Source organism: Exiguobacterium chiriqhucha RW-2 (assembly GCF_000416965.1).
Lineage (GTDB): Bacteria > Bacillota > Bacilli > Exiguobacteriales > Exiguobacteriaceae > Exiguobacterium > Exiguobacterium chiriqhucha.
The window spans coordinates 320999-341431 of the sequence record NZ_ATCL01000009.1 but is presented as its reverse complement, the minus strand read 5'-3'; the positions used below and the strand labels follow the sequence as shown (position 1 = coordinate 341431).

The 20433-nt window shown below is 52.5% G+C and carries 19 protein-coding genes; 6 read left to right on the top strand and 13 right to left on the bottom strand.

Translation table 11 applies throughout. The annotated features are described in order from the left end of the window. Nucleotides 1-25 precede the first annotated feature (25 nt). Nucleotides 26-1702: a methyl-accepting chemotaxis protein gene (locus M467_RS18900; protein WP_021065717.1), complete on the bottom strand. Its 1677-nt coding sequence runs from the start codon at nucleotides 1700-1702 to the stop codon at nucleotides 26-28. 217 nt (nucleotides 1703-1919) lie between these two features. Between M467_RS18900 and ispG the strand changes: the two genes are divergently transcribed. Together ispG and M467_RS18890 are read left to right on the top strand one after the other, a co-directional pair. Further along, complete coding sequence (gene ispG, locus M467_RS18895; RefSeq protein ID WP_021065716.1) at nucleotides 1920-3041, top strand: flavodoxin-dependent (E)-4-hydroxy-3-methylbut-2-enyl-diphosphate synthase; 1122 nt, start codon at nucleotides 1920-1922, stop codon at nucleotides 3039-3041. Between the two features lie 71 nt (nucleotides 3042-3112). Next, a complete protein-coding gene (locus tag M467_RS18890; protein WP_021065715.1) occupies nucleotides 3113-3694 on the top strand; it encodes a hypothetical protein in 582 nt (193 codons plus the stop codon). A gap of 50 nt (nucleotides 3695-3744) precedes the next feature. On the opposite strand, the gene M467_RS18885 is transcribed toward M467_RS18890, so the two are convergent. From M467_RS18885 to M467_RS18870, 4 genes are read right to left on the bottom strand one after another with little or no spacing between them, the layout of a single operon-like run. Next, complete coding sequence (locus M467_RS18885) at nucleotides 3745-5142, bottom strand: bifunctional ADP-dependent NAD(P)H-hydrate dehydratase/NAD(P)H-hydrate epimerase (RefSeq protein WP_021065714.1); 1398 nt, start codon at nucleotides 5140-5142, stop codon at nucleotides 3745-3747. A 58-nt stretch (nucleotides 5143-5200) separates the two neighbouring features. After that, nucleotides 5201-5611, bottom strand: a complete 411-nt coding sequence (locus M467_RS18880; protein WP_021065713.1) for a Fur family transcriptional regulator — start codon at nucleotides 5609-5611, stop codon at nucleotides 5201-5203. Further along, nucleotides 5598-6461: a metal ABC transporter permease gene (locus M467_RS18875; RefSeq protein WP_021065712.1), complete on the bottom strand. Its 864-nt coding sequence runs from the start codon at nucleotides 6459-6461 to the stop codon at nucleotides 5598-5600. The genes M467_RS18880 and M467_RS18875 overlap by 14 nt, the downstream gene beginning before the upstream one ends. Continuing rightward, the gene (locus tag M467_RS18870; protein WP_021065711.1) at nucleotides 6458-7216 is read right to left on the bottom strand and encodes a metal ABC transporter ATP-binding protein; all 759 of its coding nucleotides are present in this window, start codon (nucleotides 7214-7216) and stop codon (nucleotides 6458-6460) included. Before M467_RS18870 ends, M467_RS18875 begins: the two co-directional genes overlap by 4 nt. A 189-nt stretch (nucleotides 7217-7405) precedes the next feature. Here M467_RS18870 and M467_RS18865 point away from each other — a divergent pair, with 189 nt between their 5' ends. From M467_RS18865 to M467_RS18855, 3 genes are all read left to right on the top strand, one after another. Beyond that, complete coding sequence (locus M467_RS18865; RefSeq protein ID WP_021065710.1) at nucleotides 7406-8938, top strand: Ppx/GppA family phosphatase; 1533 nt, start codon at nucleotides 7406-7408, stop codon at nucleotides 8936-8938. Then, on the top strand, nucleotides 8935-11100 hold the full coding sequence (locus M467_RS18860; RefSeq protein ID WP_021065709.1) for an RNA degradosome polyphosphate kinase: 2166 nt from the start codon (nucleotides 8935-8937) through the stop codon (nucleotides 11098-11100). The genes M467_RS18865 and M467_RS18860 overlap by 4 nt, the downstream gene beginning before the upstream one ends. Nucleotides 11101-11192: 92 nt before the next feature. Continuing rightward, entirely contained in the window at nucleotides 11193-11363 is a 171-nt protein-coding gene (locus tag M467_RS18855) for a DUF1427 family protein (RefSeq protein WP_021065708.1), read from the top strand. Nucleotides 11364-11396: 33 nt separating this feature from the next. Here M467_RS18855 and M467_RS18850 read toward each other — a convergent pair whose 3' ends face one another. The 5 genes from M467_RS18850 to M467_RS18830 all read right to left on the bottom strand — a co-directional run bounded on the left by M467_RS18850 (nucleotide 11397) and on the right by M467_RS18830 (nucleotide 17049). After that, nucleotides 11397-12005: a hypothetical protein gene (locus tag M467_RS18850; protein ID WP_235045159.1), complete on the bottom strand. Its 609-nt coding sequence runs from the start codon at nucleotides 12003-12005 to the stop codon at nucleotides 11397-11399. Continuing rightward, nucleotides 11962-12864: a deoxyribonuclease IV gene (locus M467_RS18845; protein WP_021065706.1), complete on the bottom strand. Its 903-nt coding sequence runs from the start codon at nucleotides 12862-12864 to the stop codon at nucleotides 11962-11964. The genes M467_RS18850 and M467_RS18845 overlap by 44 nt, the downstream gene beginning before the upstream one ends. Before the next feature lie 81 nt (nucleotides 12865-12945). Beyond that, nucleotides 12946-14298 carry a DEAD/DEAH box helicase gene (locus M467_RS18840; RefSeq protein ID WP_031199865.1) on the bottom strand — a complete coding sequence of 451 codons (1353 nt, stop codon included), beginning with the start codon at nucleotides 14296-14298 and terminating at the stop codon, nucleotides 12946-12948. 52 nt (nucleotides 14299-14350) lie between these two features. Further along, entirely contained in the window at nucleotides 14351-15289 is a 939-nt protein-coding gene (locus M467_RS18835; RefSeq protein WP_021065704.1) for a sugar ABC transporter substrate-binding protein, read from the bottom strand. Then, nucleotides 15286-17049, bottom strand: coding sequence for an ATP-binding protein (locus tag M467_RS18830; protein ID WP_021065703.1), 1764 nt, complete (start codon nucleotides 17047-17049; stop codon nucleotides 15286-15288). The genes M467_RS18835 and M467_RS18830 overlap by 4 nt, the downstream gene beginning before the upstream one ends. A 120-nt stretch (nucleotides 17050-17169) precedes the next feature. On the opposite strand from M467_RS18830, the gene M467_RS18825 reads away from it, so the two are divergent. Beyond that, nucleotides 17170-18123, top strand: a complete 954-nt coding sequence (locus M467_RS18825) for a 4-hydroxy-3-methylbut-2-enyl diphosphate reductase (protein WP_021065702.1) — start codon at nucleotides 17170-17172, stop codon at nucleotides 18121-18123. A 42-nt stretch (nucleotides 18124-18165) separates the two neighbouring features. Here M467_RS18825 and M467_RS18820 read toward each other — a convergent pair whose 3' ends face one another. The 3 genes from M467_RS18820 to cccA all read right to left on the bottom strand — a co-directional run bounded on the left by M467_RS18820 (nucleotide 18166) and on the right by cccA (nucleotide 20430). Then, nucleotides 18166-19278 carry a Nif3-like dinuclear metal center hexameric protein gene (locus M467_RS18820; protein WP_021065701.1) on the bottom strand — a complete coding sequence of 371 codons (1113 nt, stop codon included), beginning with the start codon at nucleotides 19276-19278 and terminating at the stop codon, nucleotides 18166-18168. Next, nucleotides 19278-19994: a tRNA (adenine(22)-N(1))-methyltransferase gene (locus M467_RS18815; RefSeq protein WP_021065700.1), complete on the bottom strand. Its 717-nt coding sequence runs from the start codon at nucleotides 19992-19994 to the stop codon at nucleotides 19278-19280. Before M467_RS18815 ends, M467_RS18820 begins: the two co-directional genes overlap by 1 nt. A gap of 97 nt (nucleotides 19995-20091) precedes the next feature. Continuing rightward, the gene (cccA, locus tag M467_RS18810) at nucleotides 20092-20430 is read right to left on the bottom strand and encodes a cytochrome c550 (RefSeq protein WP_021065699.1); all 339 of its coding nucleotides are present in this window, start codon (nucleotides 20428-20430) and stop codon (nucleotides 20092-20094) included. Between the last annotated feature and the right edge of the window lie 3 nt (nucleotides 20431-20433).

Here is a 20433-nt window from a genome sequence, read left to right as displayed (position 1 = left end):
CTTCTATGCGCTCGTCCGGCCTTGTTTATTGGAGTGGTGCCAAATCATGCAAGACGTCGTGAAGACGTTCGCTTTGATTGCCGAGATGGGTTCCTGCCGTTTGTAAAGCTCGTTGTGTATCCGTCCATTCTTCGACACCGTCTTGTAAGTCATGCAGTTTTTGCTCGAGCATCATTCCGATTTCGGTCAATTGACCATTCGCTTCCGCCATTTCAAGCAACTGCTGTCCGGTCAGCGATGTCTGTTCCGTGATCGCTTGGAATTGGCTCATTTGTTTTGTGACCTCATGATCAATTTTCTCGATTCCCGCTTCGACATTACGCAATGCCTCCCCTAATGATTTAATGTCGGATTCGAAGCGTTCCATTTCCATGAACACTTCGCTTCGTTCTTGCCGAATGGCTTCAATCGTAGCCACAGCAGATAACGTCGATTCGTTCGTTGCTTTCGCCAACTGTCCGACTTCGCTGGCGACAACGGCAAATCCTTTACCATGTTCACCGGCACGTGCTGCTTCAATCGAGGCGTTGAGCGCTAACATTTTCGTCGCAGCCGCGACAGAAAGGATTTTCTTTAGCGCATCATCCGCTCGCTCTGATGTCGCCTCGCTGTCTAATAATCGTTGCTGGACCGCTGCCGCTTTGATGGCAAACGATTCACTCGCTCCTTTGACGCTCGAGAACGATTCCATTTCTGACGCAATCGTTCGATTTAGTAACTCTGTCCGTTGATCGATTGCAGCGATATCTTTTTCGAATGAACGAACGTGGGCAGCGATATCGGTAAACCGATTGGTCGACTCGGTCGTGAACGACTGGTAAGACTGACTTGTCAGCGCGACCGTGGCCGCTACTTCCTTAAAGCCCACGATTTGCTGTTCATTCGCCTCCAGTTGTCTTCTGAACAGCGGCAAGCTTGATTCGAATGCTGTTGACGTCTCGGTCATCGTCACGAGCGAGCGCGTCCATAATCCAATTAACGTATTGTATGCCTGCTCTATACTTCGCATTTCAATTGAGTTGGCGTCTAATGTGACTGCTGTGAATGAGCGCGTCGCCACCGACTCACGCAATCGTTCGGCAAACTGCGTCAACGGCTTGACCTCACGACGAATCATGACGGCAAACAAGCCAATCATGAACACGAGCATACTGATCAGGCCAACGAAGACGATTTCTCGTAGTGCCCACATCGAACCGAGTACCGACTGTTTCGTCACAACAATGACGTAATGAGCCTGAAGTTCAGGAATCGGCGTCGTAACGATAAACTCATCATGTTGATCACTGACACTCACGTCTTCCACTAAAATCTCATCTAGGCGATTGCTAAACCGGTCTTCAACTTTTTTCCCGCTCAATTTTTCGATATTATCATTGGTCACCAAATACTGACTCGCTTCGAGTCCGTCTGCAGCTAAGATCGAAGCCTGTTGCATATACGTCGACTTTAGAGAACGGGTTAACATCTTTTCGTTCGCGACGTACGCCCCATACGTCGTCTTGATTGTCTCCCGCATCACAGTCGCTTCTCGATGCAACCGTTTTTCGATTTCGTCGGTCATCAACTGTTCGGCTTTCATGGCGAACCAACCGAATACAATTGAAAATGATATGAGCATGATTGGCATCAACGTCCAAGTCAACCGACTTGCCATCGTCCACTCGTTTCGACGCTTCAATCGCTTAAATCGCTTCAACATCCTTCATTCCACCTCTTCACACGTCATTTCATTGAATATATCGGTCTTCAGACGGTGGAAAATTATGAAGCATCTGTTAAGATAACGTTAGCGTTTCGTAAGAGCACATCTCGCAAGCGCTTGCCGGGTGCTTTTTCACAAACATTTCGTTATGATAATAAGGAAACCACTCATCTTAAATCGATTGGAACCTTTCCAAAAGAAGGAGATTACGTATATGTCAGAAATTTTGCATCGTTCATTAACCCGTCCGATTCGTGTCGGCAACCTCATCATTGGGGGATCGAATGAGGTCGTCATCCAGTCGATGACGACAACGAAAACACATGACGTCGAAGCGACCGTCGCCGAAATTTTGCGTCTTGAAGAAGCAGGCTGCCAAGTCGTCCGCGTCGCTTGTCCGGATGAGCGCGCTGCCGATGCCCTCGCTGAGATTAAGAGCCGCATCAATATCCCGCTCGTCGTCGATATTCACTTCGACTACAAATTGGCGCTCAAAGCCATCGAGAGCGGTGTCGATAAGATTCGAATCAACCCGGGTAACATCGGTCGTCGCGAGAAAGTCGAAGCGGTCGTCAACGCCGCTAAAGCAAAAGGCATCCCGATTCGCATCGGTGTCAACGCCGGCTCACTCGAAAAGCAGTTCCTTGAAAAGTACGGTTATCCGACGGCTCAAGGAATGGTCGAGAGTGCCATGCACCACGTCAAAATCTTAGAAGACCTCGGTTTCTATAACACGATCATCTCGCTTAAGGCATCTGACGTAAACTTGGCCCTCGAAGCGTATACGCTCGCAGCCAAGACGTTCGATTACCCGCTCCACGTCGGAATCACGGAATCAGGCCCGCTCTTCTCGGGATCACTCAAGTCTGCTGCCGGCCTCGGGGCAATCCTTTCGCTCGGTATCGGTTCGACGGTCCGTGTCTCACTATCTGACGACCCGGTCGAAGAAATCAAAGTCGCCAAAGAAGTGCTCAAATCGTTCGGTCTCGCGGCCAACGCGGCGACGCTTATCTCATGCCCGACATGTGGACGCATCGAAATCGACTTGATTTCGATTGCGAAAGAAGTCGAAGAGTATATCCAAAACATTAATGTCAACATCAAGGTCGCTGTGCTCGGCTGTGCGGTCAACGGACCGGGTGAAGCACGTGAAGCCGATATCGGCATCGCCGGTGCCCGCAACGAAGGCCTGCTCTTCCGTCACGGGAAAATCATCCGTAAAGTGCCTGAAGCCACGATGGTCGAAGAGTTGAAGAAAGAAATCGACGCCATCGTCGCCGAGAAACTTGCCGCTCGCGAACTCGAGGAGCAAGAACTCGCCAACCAATCTAACTAATCCTTCGCCCGCTCGGTTGCAACCGAGCGGGCTTTTGGTACAATAAGGGTTATGAGCAAGGAGGGACGAAGATGCACATTGGAATAGACCTCGACGGAACCGTCACGGATCCGCAAAGTTGTTTTCACTATATGAACGATGCGCTCGGATACGCCATCGATTACCACAAAGCGACCGAATACGAGTTGCATACGTATACCGATATGACACAAGAGGCGTTTTGGCGCTTCATGATTGAGCAAGGCCACGAGGAAGCGATTTATCGTCGCTCACTTCCCCACTCTGAAGTGAACGACGTCCTTTGGCACATGCGAAAAGCACACCGTCTCCATTACGTCACGGCCCGCAGCGAAGCCGTCCGCGCCGTCACCGAGGAGTGGATTCGGCAGCATGAACTCCCACTCGACTCGCTCATCATGACAGGGAGCCATGACAAGGTCGGCGTCGTCAAACAGCTCGAACTCGACCTATTCATGGAGGACCGTTATGAGAACGCGATCTCGATCCATGAACAGACGACCATCCCGGTCCTATTGTTCGACGCGCCGTATAATCGCAAACCGTTACCGGATGGCGTGAAGCGGATCACATCTTGGAACGAGGCGCTCCACATCGTCAATCGCTTCGAGACGACCAAGTCCATCACCATTTAAAAAAAGCCCCATATACGTGGATAAGAATATCCACTGTATACGGGGCTTTTTTATATGCGTCCGATCGCTTCGATGACGTCTGTTGCGAGGACACTCGCCGGATGCATCTGCCGACTCGCGGCTTGTGCCGCCAAGGCATGCCATAGGACGGCTTGTTCGTTCGGGGAAGACTCGGTGTCGATTCGGTCCGTCCGCGCCCAGAGCGCGAGCAACATTCCGGTCAACACGTCGCCACTCCCTCCTTTCGAGAGCACCGCGGCTTGAATCGTATTGACCGCCCCCGTCCCGTCTGGTTTGACAATGAGCGTATGCGTCCCTTTCAAGATGAGGTGAATCCCATGTTGCCGTGCGAAGTCTGACGCGATACGGAACCGGTCCGCTTCAATCTCGGCGACGGACCGTCCCGTCAAGCGAGCGAACTCTCCCGGGTGCGGCGTCAACGTGAGAGGACCTTCCGCTGCGAGATGTTCCGTCGTCAAGGCGCCCGCATCGACAATCAGCGGTTTCGATTGACGACTGACGGTTTGCCATAAACGGTCCGACCGTTCATCGTCGACGAGACCTGGCCCAATCGCCGTAGCCGCATACGTTTTGTCCGGTAATTCATCGATGCCATAATACATCGCCTCCGGTAAACTCGATGCCATGATGTGCGCCTCCGATGGGATGGCCAAGTCCAGTAAGCCAATGCCAGTCCGTAACGCCGCCCGGGCCGCCAAGAACGGGGCTCCAATCAAATGACGGCTCCCGCCAATCAAACATCCATGACCATATCGATTCTTATGACCGTACGGGTCGCGCTCGAGCAACCCCCGATCAAAGTCTGACTCGGTCAACACACGCCATTCGGACTTGTGTGACAGTCCGATATCGACCATCTCGACCGTCCCATAATATGGAGCCGTCTGAGTTAAAAAGGCACTCCGCTTATAGCCGTGTAGCGAAAACGTCGTATCTGCCTTAACCGCATGTCCGTCAAATTCTGACGCCTCATCACTCGGGACACCGGACGGCACATCGATCGCCATGACCGGCGCCGACTGTTCACGCATCCAAGTGATGACGTCCCTCGCCTTTCCGGTGACCGGACCACGGAATCCGACCCCAAACAAGGCGTCGACGACATAATCGGCGTCTCGGGGCTCCTCGACGATGGTGACGAAACGGCGCGCATACGCCGCATGCCGTTCCCCTTCCGAAGACTTCGGTTCGCCAAATGGGGCATAGACAAAGACGTCACACCCTCGCTGTGCCGATTCTCGAGCCACGACCCAGCCGTCCCCACCGTTATTGCCGGCGCCGCAGATGACGAGCACCGACGAGCGTGGCCGGAAGGTCAGACGGGCCGCCACGGCTGATGCTGCCCGTTCCATTAACACGTCGGCCGGCATCCCTTGCCGGAACGCCGTCGCATCGGCTTGTTTGATTTCGGCTGCGGTGTAAATCATCTCGACTCCCCCTCTCTTGATTCGACAAAAAAGGGATTGCATCCACAATCCCTTCTTGTCACTTACATTGTTTACAATACCCGTAAATCTCGAATTTATGATCGACGACCTCAAAATCAGGATCGAGCGTCTCGACATAGCGCATCGGGCAGAGCTCTAGCAGCTTCGTCTTACCGCAACCGCGGCAAATCAAATGGTGATGATGATGATTCGACCCGCACGTGACGCGGAACGCCTTCTCTCCATTCAATTCGGTCGCTTCGAGCAATCCTTCCTCAGCGAATGACTTCAAGTTGCGGTACACGGTGTCAAAACTCATCGTCGGATGTTTCGCGCGCATATAGTCGAGCACGTCCTTGGCACTGACGTAACGCTCTTCCGCCGCGAGAAAGGCAAACATCTCAATCCGTTTCGGTGTCACTTTGAGCGACGACGATTGCAGGCGGGTCAATTGTTCAGTTTCCTTCATAACGAACCTCCTTCTTCCGAGCGAGTCCGAGTCGTTCAGCCAGCATGACGACGGCTAAAATCAATACGGCGAGCAAGACGATGACTCCTCCCGGGGCGACATCGAGCTCATAGGCGAGGATGAGTCCGCCAATCGTCGCGACTTCTCCGAACACGATTGACCAGAGAATCGTTTGCTTGAAGCTGCTCGTGAACCGGAGCGCAGCCGCGACCGGTAATGTGATCAGACTCGAGACGAGCAGTGTGCCGACGATGCGCATGCTGACGGCGATGACGAGCGCGACGACGAACATGAACAGCACGTGGAGCATCGTACTCGGCAGACCCGACACTTTCGCCTGTTCTTCATCGAACGACAAGAACAACAGCTGTTTATAGAACACGATGATGACGAGCAGCGTGAAACCCGCCACTGCTAAAATCATCCAGATGTCTGATAGACTGACCGCTGAGATTGACCCGAACAGGAGCGTCGACAAATCGATGGAAAACCCGCGCGACAACGAGATGAAGATTGCACTGAGTCCCATCCCGGCCGACATCATAATCGGAATCGACAACTCTTGGAAATGGACGTATTTTCCGCGGAGCCAATTGAGGCCGAGCGCGGCGAGCACGGAGACGAGCGTCCCCAAGTAAAGCGGGTTCAAGTCGCTGAACAGCAAGATATACTGTCCGAGGAACAGACTGAACGAGATTCCGGCAAGCGTCATATGGGACAACGCGTCGGCAATTAAGCTCATCCGTCTGACGACGACGAACGAGCCGATGAGCGGCGCGGTGAACCCGATGACGACGGCTGCGATGAACGCATAACGTAAAAAGCTGTACGTGAACAGATCCGTGATCATGACGTACCTTCATGGACGAGCACTTTGACCGGGTACGGTTTAATCGCCGTCAATTCGCCGAGCTCACTATATTCTTTCAAGCCACAGTTGCAGGCCATACGTCCGTGATCGAGATGGACGACTTTCGTGACGAGGTCGGTGACGACGTTCAAGTCATGGGTAACGAGAATGAACGTACATGACGTGTGCTCGCGCAACAGATGGAGCACCTCATAAAAATCACGCAAATGTTTTTGGTCGACCCCGACCGTCGGCTCATCCAAGATGAGCAAGTCCGGTTGGTTGACGATCGCTCGAGCAATAAAGACGCGCTGTTGCTGACCGCCGGACAGGCTGCCGATTTTCCGATGTCGAAACTGCCACATATTGACCGTCTCGAGTGCATTTTGGATGGCCGCCTTGTCTTCGATATTCAATCGTTTGAATAGACCGAGGCGTCCATAGCGGCCCATGGCGACGACTTCCTCGACCGTCACCGGAAATCCAGAGTTAAACGACGCGGCTTTTTGGGAAACGTAACTGATACGAGACTTGTCTTTGAACTGTCCTTGGGGACGGCCGAACAGTTCGACCGATCCGGTTTGCGGCGATAACAATCCGAGAATCGTCCGAATCAGCGTCGATTTGCCGGAACCGTTCTCCCCGACGACGGCGACAAAGTCGCCTTGTTTAATATCGATGGACACGTCCTGTAGCGCGGCGGTCCCATCGTAATGATAGGAAACATGATTTAATTTTACGACGGATGTCGTCATAAGCTACCCTTCTCTCGTGTTATAAATCGTAATCATTTCTACTTGCTTGGCGTCTGTATTATACAGAATATCAGTCCATGCTTCAAGTATAGAGGCAATGCGAGCCGATTGGCGGCGCACGAACTGAAATCCGTATGTAATTTTATGATCTTCGTTGTACACTAGAGATAACGCAGAGGGGGTTTTTCCGTGGAGAAAAAACTAGCAGTCATCGATATCGGGTCCAACTCGATTCGTAACGTCATTTTTGAAGTGAACGGCCACGGTCAGTATTTTGAACGGTTGAACGTGAAAGAAGTGGCTCGACTGTCGAGCCATATCACCGATGACAATGAACTGTCCGAGTCTGGCATCGAGGCGCTCATCGAGACGCTGAATCACTTTAATCGCTTGAACGAGCATCACGAAGTGAAAGAAGTGTTGCCCGTCGCGACGGCCGCCATCCGCAACGCCAGCAATTCCGAGGCCATTTTAGAAGAAGTCCGGCAAGCGACCGGCATGGAGATTCGGTTGTTGAGCGACTATGAGGAGGCGTTTTACGGCTACTCGGCCATCATCAACTCGACGTATATCGAGGACGGCTATTCAGTCGATATCGGTGGTGGTTCAATGGAAGTGACCTACTTCAAAGATCGTGAACTCGTCTTCTATCACAGCTTCCCGTTCGGAGCCGTCACATTGACCGAGGACTTCATGAAGGGTGACACGCTAACGAAAGACGAGCGTAAACAATTGACGACGTTCTTGAAAAAGTCGTTCAAAGAGATCGACTGGCTCGAGCCGCACGGTATACCGCTCGTCGGTGTCGGAGGCACGGCTCGAAACCTCGTTCGGGTCGAACAGTCGATGTCCTTGTTCCCACTCGAGGGAATTCATCAATACACGCTCGGGGCCGACCGCCTGCATGATGTCGTCGACGAACTCATACAAATGTCGCCGAAACAACTTGGGCGTCTCGACGGTTTATCGAAGGACCGGATGGACATCATCGCACCGGCCGTGACCGCCATCGATGAACTGGCGAAGTATTTGAAAGTGCCTGAGTTCATGATGAGCAACAACGGACTACGCGAGGGCTTGTTCTATGAGTACTACTTAAAGGAAAACAATCGGGTCCGTTTCGGTGACGTCAAAGAAGAAAGTTTCCGGCATTTCGAGAAGCAGTATGCCGTCGACCCGGTCCGTCATCAACACTTAATTCATCTCGCCCGCCAAATCTACACCGGCTTGATTGAGACGAAGACGATTAAGCCGAAACCGTTCGAACCCGGTCTTTTAGAAGGGGCGTGCCGGCTCGCTTATGTCGGTGAATATATCGACCATAACAACAAGAGCGACCACACGTTCCACTTGATTACGACGAACGATTTTAAAGGGATGAACAACGAGGACCGGCTCGCCCTTGCCTTGGTGACGTCCTATAAATCGCGACGCCTGCTCGAACAACATATCGAAGGCTTCCCTGAATGGTTCGACTCGAAGATGTTGAAGAGCTTAGAGCTGCTCGGCTCCATCGTCAAGCTCGTCGACGCGCTCGATTTGACCGAACGTCAAGTCGTCGAGAACGTCGACGTATCCTCGACCGAGGAAGGACTTGTCTTCACGCTTCATACGCACACATCCCCGCGCTTTGAACTGCAGCGCGGCATCCGCCATAAAAAACATTTGGAACGTGCGATTGACCAATCAATCGAGTTACGCGTAGAGGAGAGAGATTCATGACCATCTACTTACCCGAACATTTCAATAACCGTGAGCTCAGCTGGCTGAGCTTCAACGAACGCGTCTTGCAAGAAGCGATGGACGAACGCAATCCACTCATGGAACGGCTGAAGTTTCTCGGCATCTTCAGCTCGAACCTCGATGAGTTTTATATGGTCCGTTTCGGCGGATTGAAAGACGAGGTGCTCGCCGGCTTCAACCGTCCGGAAGATAAGGCCGGTCTGACGCCGAAGCAGCAAATCAAAGCCATCTCCATCAAGGCGCAAGAGCTCGTCGAGGTCCAATACGCGACATATAAGAAAATCCTCAAGCAGCTCGCCGTGGAGAACGTCCGTTTCTTGCGGCCGAAACATTTGAATAAGACGCAACTCGAGTTCGTCAAACTCTATTTCCGGACGCATGTCTTCCCTGTCTTGACGCCGATTGCCGTCGACGCCTATCGGCCGTTCCCGATGTTGTTGTCTAAATCACTGAATATCGCCGTCGAGATCGCCTCGACCGATGAAGGCAAGAAACGGCTCGCTCTCGTCCAAGTACCGGCCGTCTTGCCACGCTATCTCGAGCTACCGACCGAGGATGAGGACCATACCGACTTGATGTTGCTCGAGGATGTCATCATCCAGTTCATCGACTCGTTGTTCAAAGGGTTCGAAGTCGAGTCGACGATGCCATTCCGAATCACCCGAAACGCCGATATGCCGTTCCATGAGGAAGGCAGCCGCGACGTCTTGAAACAAATCGAGAAAGAGTTGAAGAAACGACGCTACGGGGTCGCGATTCGGCTCGAGGTGCAGCAACGGTCGCTCAGTAAAGAGCTGTTGTTCATGCTCCAGGACGTGCTCGACCTTCATGACCGGGACATCTTCCTCGTCGATGGTCCAATTGATTTGACGTTCTTGTTCGGGGTCTATAATAAAATCGGGATCGAGTATGATGAGATGATTAACGAGACGCTCATTCCGTTCGTCCCGGAAGGACTTGAACCGGGGAAAGATTTGTTCCAAGCGGTACTGAAAAAAGATTACTTGCTCCACCATCCGTACCATTCGTTCGACCCGGTCGTCCGCTTCATCGCCCAGGCGGCCAAAGATCCGAATGTCCTCGCCATCAAGCAGACGTTATATCGGGTGTCCGGTGACTCGCCGATTATCAAGGCACTGACCGATGCCGCCGAGAGCGGGAAGCAAGTGACGGTGCTCGTCGAATTGAAGGCCAGGTTCGATGAGGAGAAGAATATCCAATGGGCAAAACAGCTCGAGAAAGCCGGCGCCCACGTCATTTATGGCTATAAAGAATTAAAGACGCACTCGAAAATAACGCTCGTCGTCCGTATTCTTGAAGGCGGCGTCTTGCAACGGTTCGTCCATCTCGGTACCGGCAACTATAACGACTCGACCGCCAAGCTGTACACGGACATCGGCTTGTTGACAACGAACGAAGAGCTCGCCGAGGACGCGACCAACTTCTTCAACTGGCTCTCGGGGTACGGAGAACGTCCGTCGTGGCATAAATTCGAGACGTCACCGGACGACATGCACGACTTCTTCCTTCAAAAGATTGAGGACGAAATTAAACTGCACGAGAAATACGGCAACGGCCGCATCGTCGCCAAGATGAACTCGATTACCGACAAGCCAATTATCACGAAACTATACGACGCCTCACAGGCCGGCGTCAAAATCGATTTAATCATCCGCGGCATCTGTTGTCTGCGTCCGGGCATTAAAGGCATCTCGGAAAACATCCGTGTCATCTCCATCATCGATCGCTATTTGGAACACTCGCGTATCTTCTACTTCTATCAAAACGGGAAAGAAGACTTATATTGTTCCTCTGCCGACTGGATGACCCGTAACATGCGCAAACGGATTGAGATTCTATTCCCAATCCTCGATGCGGGACATAAGTCGTATATTAAAGACATGCTCGCGCTACAACTCGTCGATAACGTGAAAGCCAGAATCCAGCGTGCTGACGGCAGTTATGTGTATTTGAAACAAGAAGCCGGACAAGAACAAATTCAATCACAAATCATCATCCATCAATACACGGGCGGCCGCTGGAACAACATTCCGAGCGTGTTTGAACGGGAACCTTCGAACTGGGCCGAACGGGAAGTCCTTCGCTTACGAGCTGAAAATGAGAAAATGACAGATGACTGATGTTAGACTTCTCAAACGAGAATGAACATTGTATAATGAATTCGGTTACCTGTTAATAAAGCGTTTTCATTTCGATTATGGAGGAATCATTCATGCAAGAAATCCTATTGTCATTGCTCGCTGGTCTTATTTGTGGCATGATTTTCACCGCTTTGAAGTTGCCGCTCCCTGCCCCACCCGTTTTACCTGGTGTCATCGGCATCTTCGGTGTGTTTCTTGGGATGAAAGTATATCAATTCGCACTCGCGAACTGGCCATTTTAATTCAAAAAACGAAGCCCGCGGGCTTCGTTTTTTTTACATATCGTAATGTCTTGCTTTGTGACACGTCGGGCAAAGCCATGTACCGCTTCCTGCTTCGAGATGATACTCCATCAGACGAACCCCAAATGCTCCAAAACGGCTCAAGTCATCCCCGCATGCCTCACAGACAGTCGTCGGGGCGAGTTGTAACCTCGCCTGCTCGTCCGCCAAATGGGCGCGGAACGTCTCCCGGGTCCACTTCGCAGAAGGGACGCGGTACCCCCGCTCCCACTTATCACGAATCTCGACGTCCGTGTCCCCTTCATACAGGCCCGTTCGCAGCAGCGGATGATGAAAGTCGAGGCCGATCACATCGACGAGGCTATACGCCGTCACCTCGGGCGTTGCCTCCGTCCGCCAATAGCGGTCGAACGGGCGCTGCGTCTTCTCGACGAGCATGACTTCGACTTCGGCCACGATTCCATATCCGAGAATCTCAATCCACGCTGTCGCCTCGTCAATCTGCCCTTCCACATAAAACGGGCTCGCTTCTTGAAAATATGTCGGAAGCGCAGACCAGACGTCATATACGTTCGGGTCGATTCGGATGACGCTCATCTTATTGGTGCGCGAGCGTGAACTGTTCGCGCCACTCGGCGTCAAAGCGGTTCGCCCGGAACATCTCGATTTCCTGCTTGTATGGTGCCACTTTCGTCTTCTCACTGATTGGAATATATGGCGTCTCTAAAATCTTCGGCAAGTGGGTGAACGCCTCGTGATGGATGATGCGGTTCAACGTATCAAAGCCGATCTCCCCGTATCCGATATTCTCATGCCGGTCTTTCTTCGCGCCACGGACGTTCTTCGAGTCGTTGACGTGGATGACACCGAGCCGATCCAATCCGACGATTCGGTCGAACTGTTCGATGACGCCGTCCAAATCACCGACGAGGTCGTAACCCGCGTCATGGACGTGACACGTATCGAAGCAGACCGAGAGACGATCGTTATGCGTCACTCCATCGATGATGGTCGCTAGCTCCTCGAACGTCTTGCCGAGCTCACTGCCTTTCCCAGCCATCGTCTCGAGCGCGATTTTAACCGTCTCATCGCCAGTGAGCACTTCGTTCAAGCCCTCGATGATGCGAGCGAGTCCGACGTCTTCACCGGCACCGACGTGGGCACCGGGATGGAGCACGACATGGCGCGCGACTTGGAGTGCCTCGGCCCGTTTAATCTCGGCTGCTAAGAACGACACGGCGAGTTCAAACGTCTCGGGTTTCGTCGTATTGCCCAAGTTGATGATATAAGGGGCATGGACAACGATTTCCTCGATGTCGTGCGCCGCCATATGAACGAGCGCCGCCTCAATATTCAAGTCTTCAATCGGTTTGCGACGTGTGTTTTGGGGCGCACCCGTATACACCATCATCGTGTTGGCACCGTAAGATACGGCCTCTTCACTTCCTGCGAGCAACATCTTCTTACCGGAAACTGAAACGTGGGAACCAATTTTTAACATAGTCATTTCTCCTTCATTCTCATCTGTCTTTAGTGTACACAAAAAGAAGAATCGACTCCACGAAGTCGATTCTTCTTTTGCTTAGCGACGGTTCTTCTTACGAACTTCGCGACGTTCCTGACGTTGGCTCTGCATATGCTCACGTGAGGCCGTCTCTTTCAACTTATACTTGAACTTCTTCTTGTAACCAGGCTTGACCTTTTTCTTCGCCTTCTTGATTTCGCCCGCCATCCGGCTGTGCGCCGTTTGCGAGACTTTCATCTTCCGGTCGGTCGTGCGGCGTTTGCGTGTCTTAATCTCTTGAAGTGACCCGTTCTTCACATCGACGTGCTTGAACGTGAAACCACGCTCTTCAAGTCGATTGATCGGACCGTTCTCGTGATCTTCATACAACGTGTACGCTTCACCCGTCTCACCGGCGCGGCCCGTCCGGCCGACGCGGTGCGTATAGAAGTCAAGGTCTTTTGGAATCCCGAAGTTGATGATGTGCGACACACCTTTAATATCGATGCCGCGCGCCGCCAAGTCGGTGGCGATCACGAACTGATATTTCGCGTCGTTAATGTCTTTGATGGCTTGCTTCCGGCGACGGGCTTGCATGTCCCCATGAAGCGTGCCGACGTTGAGTCCCGCCTCGCGGAACGACGTCTCCAACTCATCTGCATCTTGTTTCGTGTTTGTGAACACGAGACAGACGAACGGGTTAATCGTTTTTGCGATTTCGACCGTCAACGCCTTACGGTCACGGTGACGGACCGGAATGACGTGATGCTTGATTTTCGGAACGACACGGTGCTCTTCACTCGCTTCCGCGTAGCGTGGGTCGTGCAAGTATTTCTTCAAGAACGGCTGTAACTTCTCAGGGATTGTCGCTGAGAAGACCATCGTTTGAAGTTTCTCTGGCAACGACTGCGCGATGCGGTCGACTTCAGGCAAGAAGCCCATGTCAAGCATTTGGTCAGCTTCATCGACGACGAAGTGCGTGACTTTGTGCGGGAATAACGCTTGGACTTTCATCAAGTCGAGCAAACGACCTGGTGTCCCGATGATCAGTTGTGGTGGGTTTTTCATCTTGTCGATTTGTCGTTCCCGGTCAGTTCCTCCGACAATCAGACTTGTCTTAATATAGTCCGGCTGTTTGACGAGGAGTGTTTTCAACTCTTCGTGAATCTGCCAAGCGAGTTCGCGCGTCGGTGCGACGACGATGGCTTGGACCGATTCTTCTTTCGGATCGATTGCTTCTAAAATAGGTAAGAGGAACGCAAGCGTCTTCCCCGTCCCGGTTTGTGATTTCCCAATGATATCGCGGCCATTCATCGCAGCCGGAATAATCCGGGCCTGAATGTCCGTCGGTACTGTGATGCGCTTTTCTGTCAAGGCATCGACGATAAACGGTAACAATTTGAACTGTTGGAAGCTGTTCAATCGATACACCTCCTGTTTCTTTCCACTTTTCCTAGCATAGCGGAATCTAATCATTTGTCAATTAATCTTTTGCGAGCCCTTCATATAAATAGCTCGATGTGTAGTAGTGTGGTGCGATTTTTTTGCCGCTCAAATGTAGTTCGAGCGCTTTAAATCCGACCTCGATCATCTCGTTCGGAGATTGGACGACCGTCGCATTCACTTTGCCGTTGTGGATGAGCGGATAAATTTCTGTCACCCCGTCAACCGACACGAGCGTTTTGTCGCTGAGCCCATGACTTTCAAGGGCGCGGACGACACCGAACGTATTGTCATCGTTATGCGAGAAGACGGCATCGAACGGGATGTCAGCCTCGAGCCAACGTGACATCTCGATCTCCGCTTGGAACGTATCATAGTTTCCGGTGATGGAAGCGACGACTTGAAGGTTGTCGTTCGCCTTATCATATTCCGTCAATCCGAGACTCCGGTCAATCGTCGAGCGGACTTTGGCCGTCCCGCGCACTTCGACGACTCGAATCGGACGGTCGAGCCCCGCGTGTTGGGCGGCGATATGGTTCGCCGCCATGCGACCGATCTCGACGTTGTCGGACATGACGGACGTCAAGACGCTCTCATGGTCAATCATGCGGTCAATCGCGATAATCGGGATCCCTTCCCGCTCGGCACGTTCGAGCGACGGACGAATGAACGCCTCGTCGAGCGTCGTCACAAAAATCGCTTCGACCCCGCGGTCAATCAAGGCGTCCAACTTCTCTTTCTCTAACACCCGTGAGTCCTCGCTCGTCGTCGGGACAGGGATGAACCCTTTTTGATTCGCCGTCCTGACGAAAGCGGCCAATAATTTATTGGCGTGTTCATGCTTTTCACTGACGAAGACGAAACCGACTTCGTTGTTCTCACTCGAACGTTCCGGCAATTGAATCGAGGTGATCAGTAAAATCGTCAACGCCCAGACGACAGGTAGCCATAACCAGTAATGTTTGAATCCTTTCGTCATGGGTGCGACCGCCTTGGGATTTTAATCATCATGGCCGTACCTTCTCCTTCAACGCTCTCGATGTTCATGTCACCGTTCACGGCTTTCAAGTATTCGCGGATCATGTAGAGACCTAAGCCGTTGCCGTTCTCTTTCGTCGTGTAAAACGCCGATCCGACCGATTTGACTTGAGCCTCGGTCATGCCGATGCCGTTATCCTCAATCAAGAAGCGATAATCCCGCTCCGTGAACTGAATGGTGACCGTCACATTCCCGTCGGCCCCTTTCGAGTCGACGGCTTCGACCGCATTTTTGAACAAGTTGTAAATGATTTGAATGAGCATGTCGCTCGAGCAGTAAAACGGCGGCATGTCGTTCGGGAAGTTCAACTCCCAATTCGTGACCCGTTTATAACACTCGGCGTCGAGCAAGAATTCAAGGCGACTCGCAAACTCTGTCATATCGAGCCATTCTTCTTGCAGTTTCGCCTGATCTGGCTTGGCGAGCGTGAGCATCGTCGTAATCAAATGGTTGGCCCGGTCGAGCTCTGAGAGGGCGAGGTCAAGCATTTCTTGGCTGCTATGCCCCTCTTTCACCATCTGTAACGTGATTTGGACCGGTGTGAGCGGGTTGCGGATCTCATGAGCGATTCCGGCCGCAAGCTGTCCGAGCGAGGCGAGCTTCTCTTGCTGAAGCAACAATTGTTGCTGGCTAAGCTGTTCCCGTCGTGCCGTCTCCATGCGGCGGGAATAGTCGTTATACGTATCAAGCAACGTCTCGACTTCTTTGGAGCCGGTCCGTTCTAGTTGAATCGGTTCGAGCGACTGCTGCTTCTTGATGTTTTGCACGAGCTCGAGGAGCGGGCTCGTCAACGTCTTCGACAAGAGCAAACCGACCATGATACTTAAAAAGAACGTGACGAGCGTAATCATTAAATATTGCCAGCGCGTCGCATAGACCGCCTCGTACACAGAATCAGTACTATGTTTGGCGAGGACGCTCCAGCCGGTGACGCGGGCGTCCGGTTCATACATGATGACGTCATCCTTAGTGCTGAAAATCGTCCGGACCGCATAGTCGTCCGTCGCCTCGATAATCGAGCGAGGCAGACGACGTTCCGCGTCCGTGACGAGATTGAACGACGTCGATAACACCTCGCCCCGCTCGTTCAACAAGTAAAGAATCATATCGTCGTTCGCCGATTCGAGCATGCGTCGATATAAATCGGAGTTGAGCACGCTGATGCTGCCGCCGAACATCCCGACCAACCGGTTATCCTCAAGGACCGGTACGTACAAAAACGTCCCGACGTCACCGGAGATGGAAATCGGTTCACTCATGAATAAGTCGTTGCCTCCACCGTTGAGCACTTCGTTAAACTTTGCATCGGCTTTCAGCGTCGTGGCCGGCACTTGACGTTGCGAGTACCATTTAAAGGCATCGTCCCGTAAATCGTAATAAAAAATCGAGGTAAAGCTCGTGCGCTGATTCAAATAGCCGGTTCGAATCCGTTCTTCGATATACGTCTCGTTTCCGACGTAGGCGCCGAGATAGACCAAGTCTTCATACAGTTTACCGAGTCGCGTCTCTAGGTTCTCGATACTTCCGTCAATCGCATAATCAAATTGTTCTTTCGCTAGCTCTTCCGCCCGGGACACCGTCACACGATCGGCAGAGAACGCTAGTGAAGAGATGACAAGTCCTAGTATAATGAAGATAATAAATGTAATCTGAAAGAAGTACGATTTTCGAACTTCAAGCAATGTTCTCAAGCGTTCCACGGTGTCCCTCCTTTCTAACCTTAAGATTATAGCATGAATACACGCAATTCTTTTCGTATTTTCGAAACAATGTTAGACTAATACGTATGAAAGCATCGCGAAAGGAGCGTTCCTTACAAAATGAAAGTTAAAAAAATCAGTCCACGCGGATACTGCTACGGCGTCGTCGATGCCATGAAGCTCGCCAACGAAGCGGTGGCCAACCCAGATTTACCGCGTCCTATCCATATACTCGGCATGATCGTCCATAACCGACATGTCACCCAAGCGTTCGAGGACCTCGGCGTCAAGACGGTCGACGGCGAGGATCGCATGAAAGCACTCGAGACCATCGACCGCGGAACGGTCGTCTTTACTGCTCACGGCATCTCGCCGCTCGTACGTAAACGTGCCATCGAGAAAGGATTGACGATTGTCGATGCCTCGTGCCCGGACGTCTTGGTCACGCACGATTTGATTCGTGAAAAGACGGCCCTCGACTATGAGGTCATCTATATCGGGAAGCACGGACACCCGGAACCAGAAGGTGCCATGGGCGTCGCCCCGGGCAAAGTTCATCTCGTACAATATGAACAGGATTTCGAGGCGTTGCCGGCCCATCTCTATGAGACGAAAATCCTCGTCACGAACCAGACGACGATGAGTCAATGGGACGTCTCGGCCTTGATCGAAATGATTCAAGAGCGTTATCCACACGTCGAAGTGCATAATGAGATCTGTAACGCGACACAAGTCCGTCAAGAAGCGGTGGCCGAACAAGCCGGCGATTGCGAACTGTTAATCGTCGTCGGCGACCCGAAATCGAATAACTCGAACCGCCTGGCCCAAGTCTCTAAAGAGATTGCCGGCACGAATGCCTATCGCATTGGTGATTTGAGCGAGCTCGACCTGGCTTGGCTCGATGGTGTCGAGACGGTCGCCGTCACGTCAGGCGCGTCGACACCGACGCCGATCACAAAGAAAGTGATCGACTTCTTGAGCCAATATGACCCGCTCGATTTGAGCACACATGACAAGACCCCTTATCTTGAACTCCGTAGCATCCTCCCGAAAGTGAAGGCGCTCCGTAAGTGACATCAAACCCCGTCCTCGTGAGAGGACGGGGTTTTCGCATCATCAATAGAAACGAAACGGATTCGTATCGGCTTCGGACACGAAGAATTCGACATCGAGCTTCGCACGTTCTCCTTTTTGCCGCATGACGTCGACGACACCCTGCTTCATGACACTCTCGACATGATGACCCGGGTCGACGACCGAAAGACCGAGAGCCATCGCGTCGTGCGCCACATGGAAATACAAGTCACCCGTCACATACACGTCCGCGCCTTTGAAATGGGCGGCCGACACGTATTTGTTCCCATCACCACCGAGGACGGCTACTTTCTCGATTGTCCGGTTCGGATCGCCAACGATACGCACCGCCGCGACGCCAAAACTCGCCTTGACGTGCTCTGCGAACGCAGCGAGTGTGAGCGGGGTCGATAGACGACCAATGCGCCCGAGACCGAACACACGCCCCTCGATGTCGTCCCGAATCAAATCATAGGCGACCTCTTCATATGGATGCGCGTCCGTCATCGCCTTGAGTACTCGTTTCTTTTGGCTCTCCGTGACAATCGTCTCGATTTTCACTTCCTCGACATGTTCCGTCTTGCCGTGTTGGCCTAGATAGGGGTCCGACCCTTCGAGTGGTGTGAACTGACCCTCTCCCGAGACGGTGAACTGACAGTCCCCATAATCTCCGAGACGACCGGCTCCGGCCCGGCCGAGCGCCTCCGACACGGCTTGTCGATGCGTCGTCGGGACGAACACGGACAGTTTATACACCGGTTCTTCATACGTCGGGATGAGCACCGTCGGATCGACCAAACCGAGTGCCTCACTCATCCAGTCGTTGACCCCGCCCTCGCAGACGTCCAAGTTCGTGTGGGCCACATAGACGGCGATGTCATGCCGAATGCATTTCATGACGATGCGCCCTGCCGCACTGCGGTCGTTCACTTGTTCGAGAGCACTGAAAATCGGTGGATGATGGGCGATAATCAAGTCGACGTCTCGTTCGATGGCCTCATCGACGACCGATTCGAGCACGTCGAGCGTCACCATGACCCGATGTACCGGTTTATTCAACGTACCGATTTGGAGACCGATTTTATCGCCCTCGACGGCAAGATGTTTCGGGGCAAATTCGTCAAACAATTGGATGACATGGTTTCCGTTCGCCATTAGTTGCTCACCTCTCTCATTTTGTCACGTAACGTCTTGAACTCCTCCTGTTTCTGGATGAGCGCCTCGGTCTGTGCCCCCTCGGCCATTTGACCGAGCACATAATCGAGTTTGTCCGCTTCGCGTCCCCATTTCAGCTTGAACGCCTCAGGCCGTGTCTCGAGCAAGTAAGGTCCGAACATGAGCTGCCAAGCCCGTTCCGTTTCATCCGAACTATAGCGGGTCTCCGTACCACGTTCTCCGACGAGAATCTCATATACTTTATCGTTCTCTTCGACGATGGACTCGGCGATCAACACGAAACCTGCGTCGAGCAACCATTCGCGGACGTGTTGTCCATCCACGTTCGGTTGCAAGACGAGGCGTTCGACCGCGCCTAACTTGTCACGGCCACTCTCTAAAATCGACCGAATCAAACTTCCTCCCATCCCACAGATTGAGATACAAGTCGCCTCATCTGCTTCGAGGACGGCGAGTCCGTCACCGAGACGGACGTCAATCTGTTCAGTCGCGCCAATCAACGCGACTTGCGCTTTTGCCGCCTCCATCGGTCCGCGGTTCACTTCGCCGGCGATGGCTCGATTGACGATGCCTTGTTGGACGAGGTAGCACGGCACGTAAGCGTGGTCAGATCCAATGTCCGCCACTACGCTACCTTTCGGGATGAAATCGACGACTTGCTTCAGCCGCCGGTCTAACGTCACTTGTTCTTGCATAGGGACAACTCCTTTTTCTACTTCTTCACTATTAGGGTAACGAATATTGATAGCCAGGACAATAAAAAACGTACCCCGTTAGGAGTACGTTTCCCTCTTATTGTTCGAGCAACCAAGTCGCGAGCACGTCCGCCTCTTCGGCAGTGGCGAGGCCAGCTGGCATCGCACCTTTACCGTTGACGATGATGTTCGTGATCTCTTCAGCCGATAAACGTTCGCCGACACCAGTCAAGGCAGGACCGACGCCTCCTTCGAGATTTCCACCGTGGCAACCTGTGCAGCCTTTAGCCGCATACAAGTCTTCTGGGTTCATCTCAGTGACAGACGGACCTTCAGCAGCTTGTTGTGCTTGGTTTACGCCAAAATACGATAATGAGACCATGGCAATGATTGCGACGATCGCAATCGCTGCAAACGGTAACAATGGATTACGCATTGC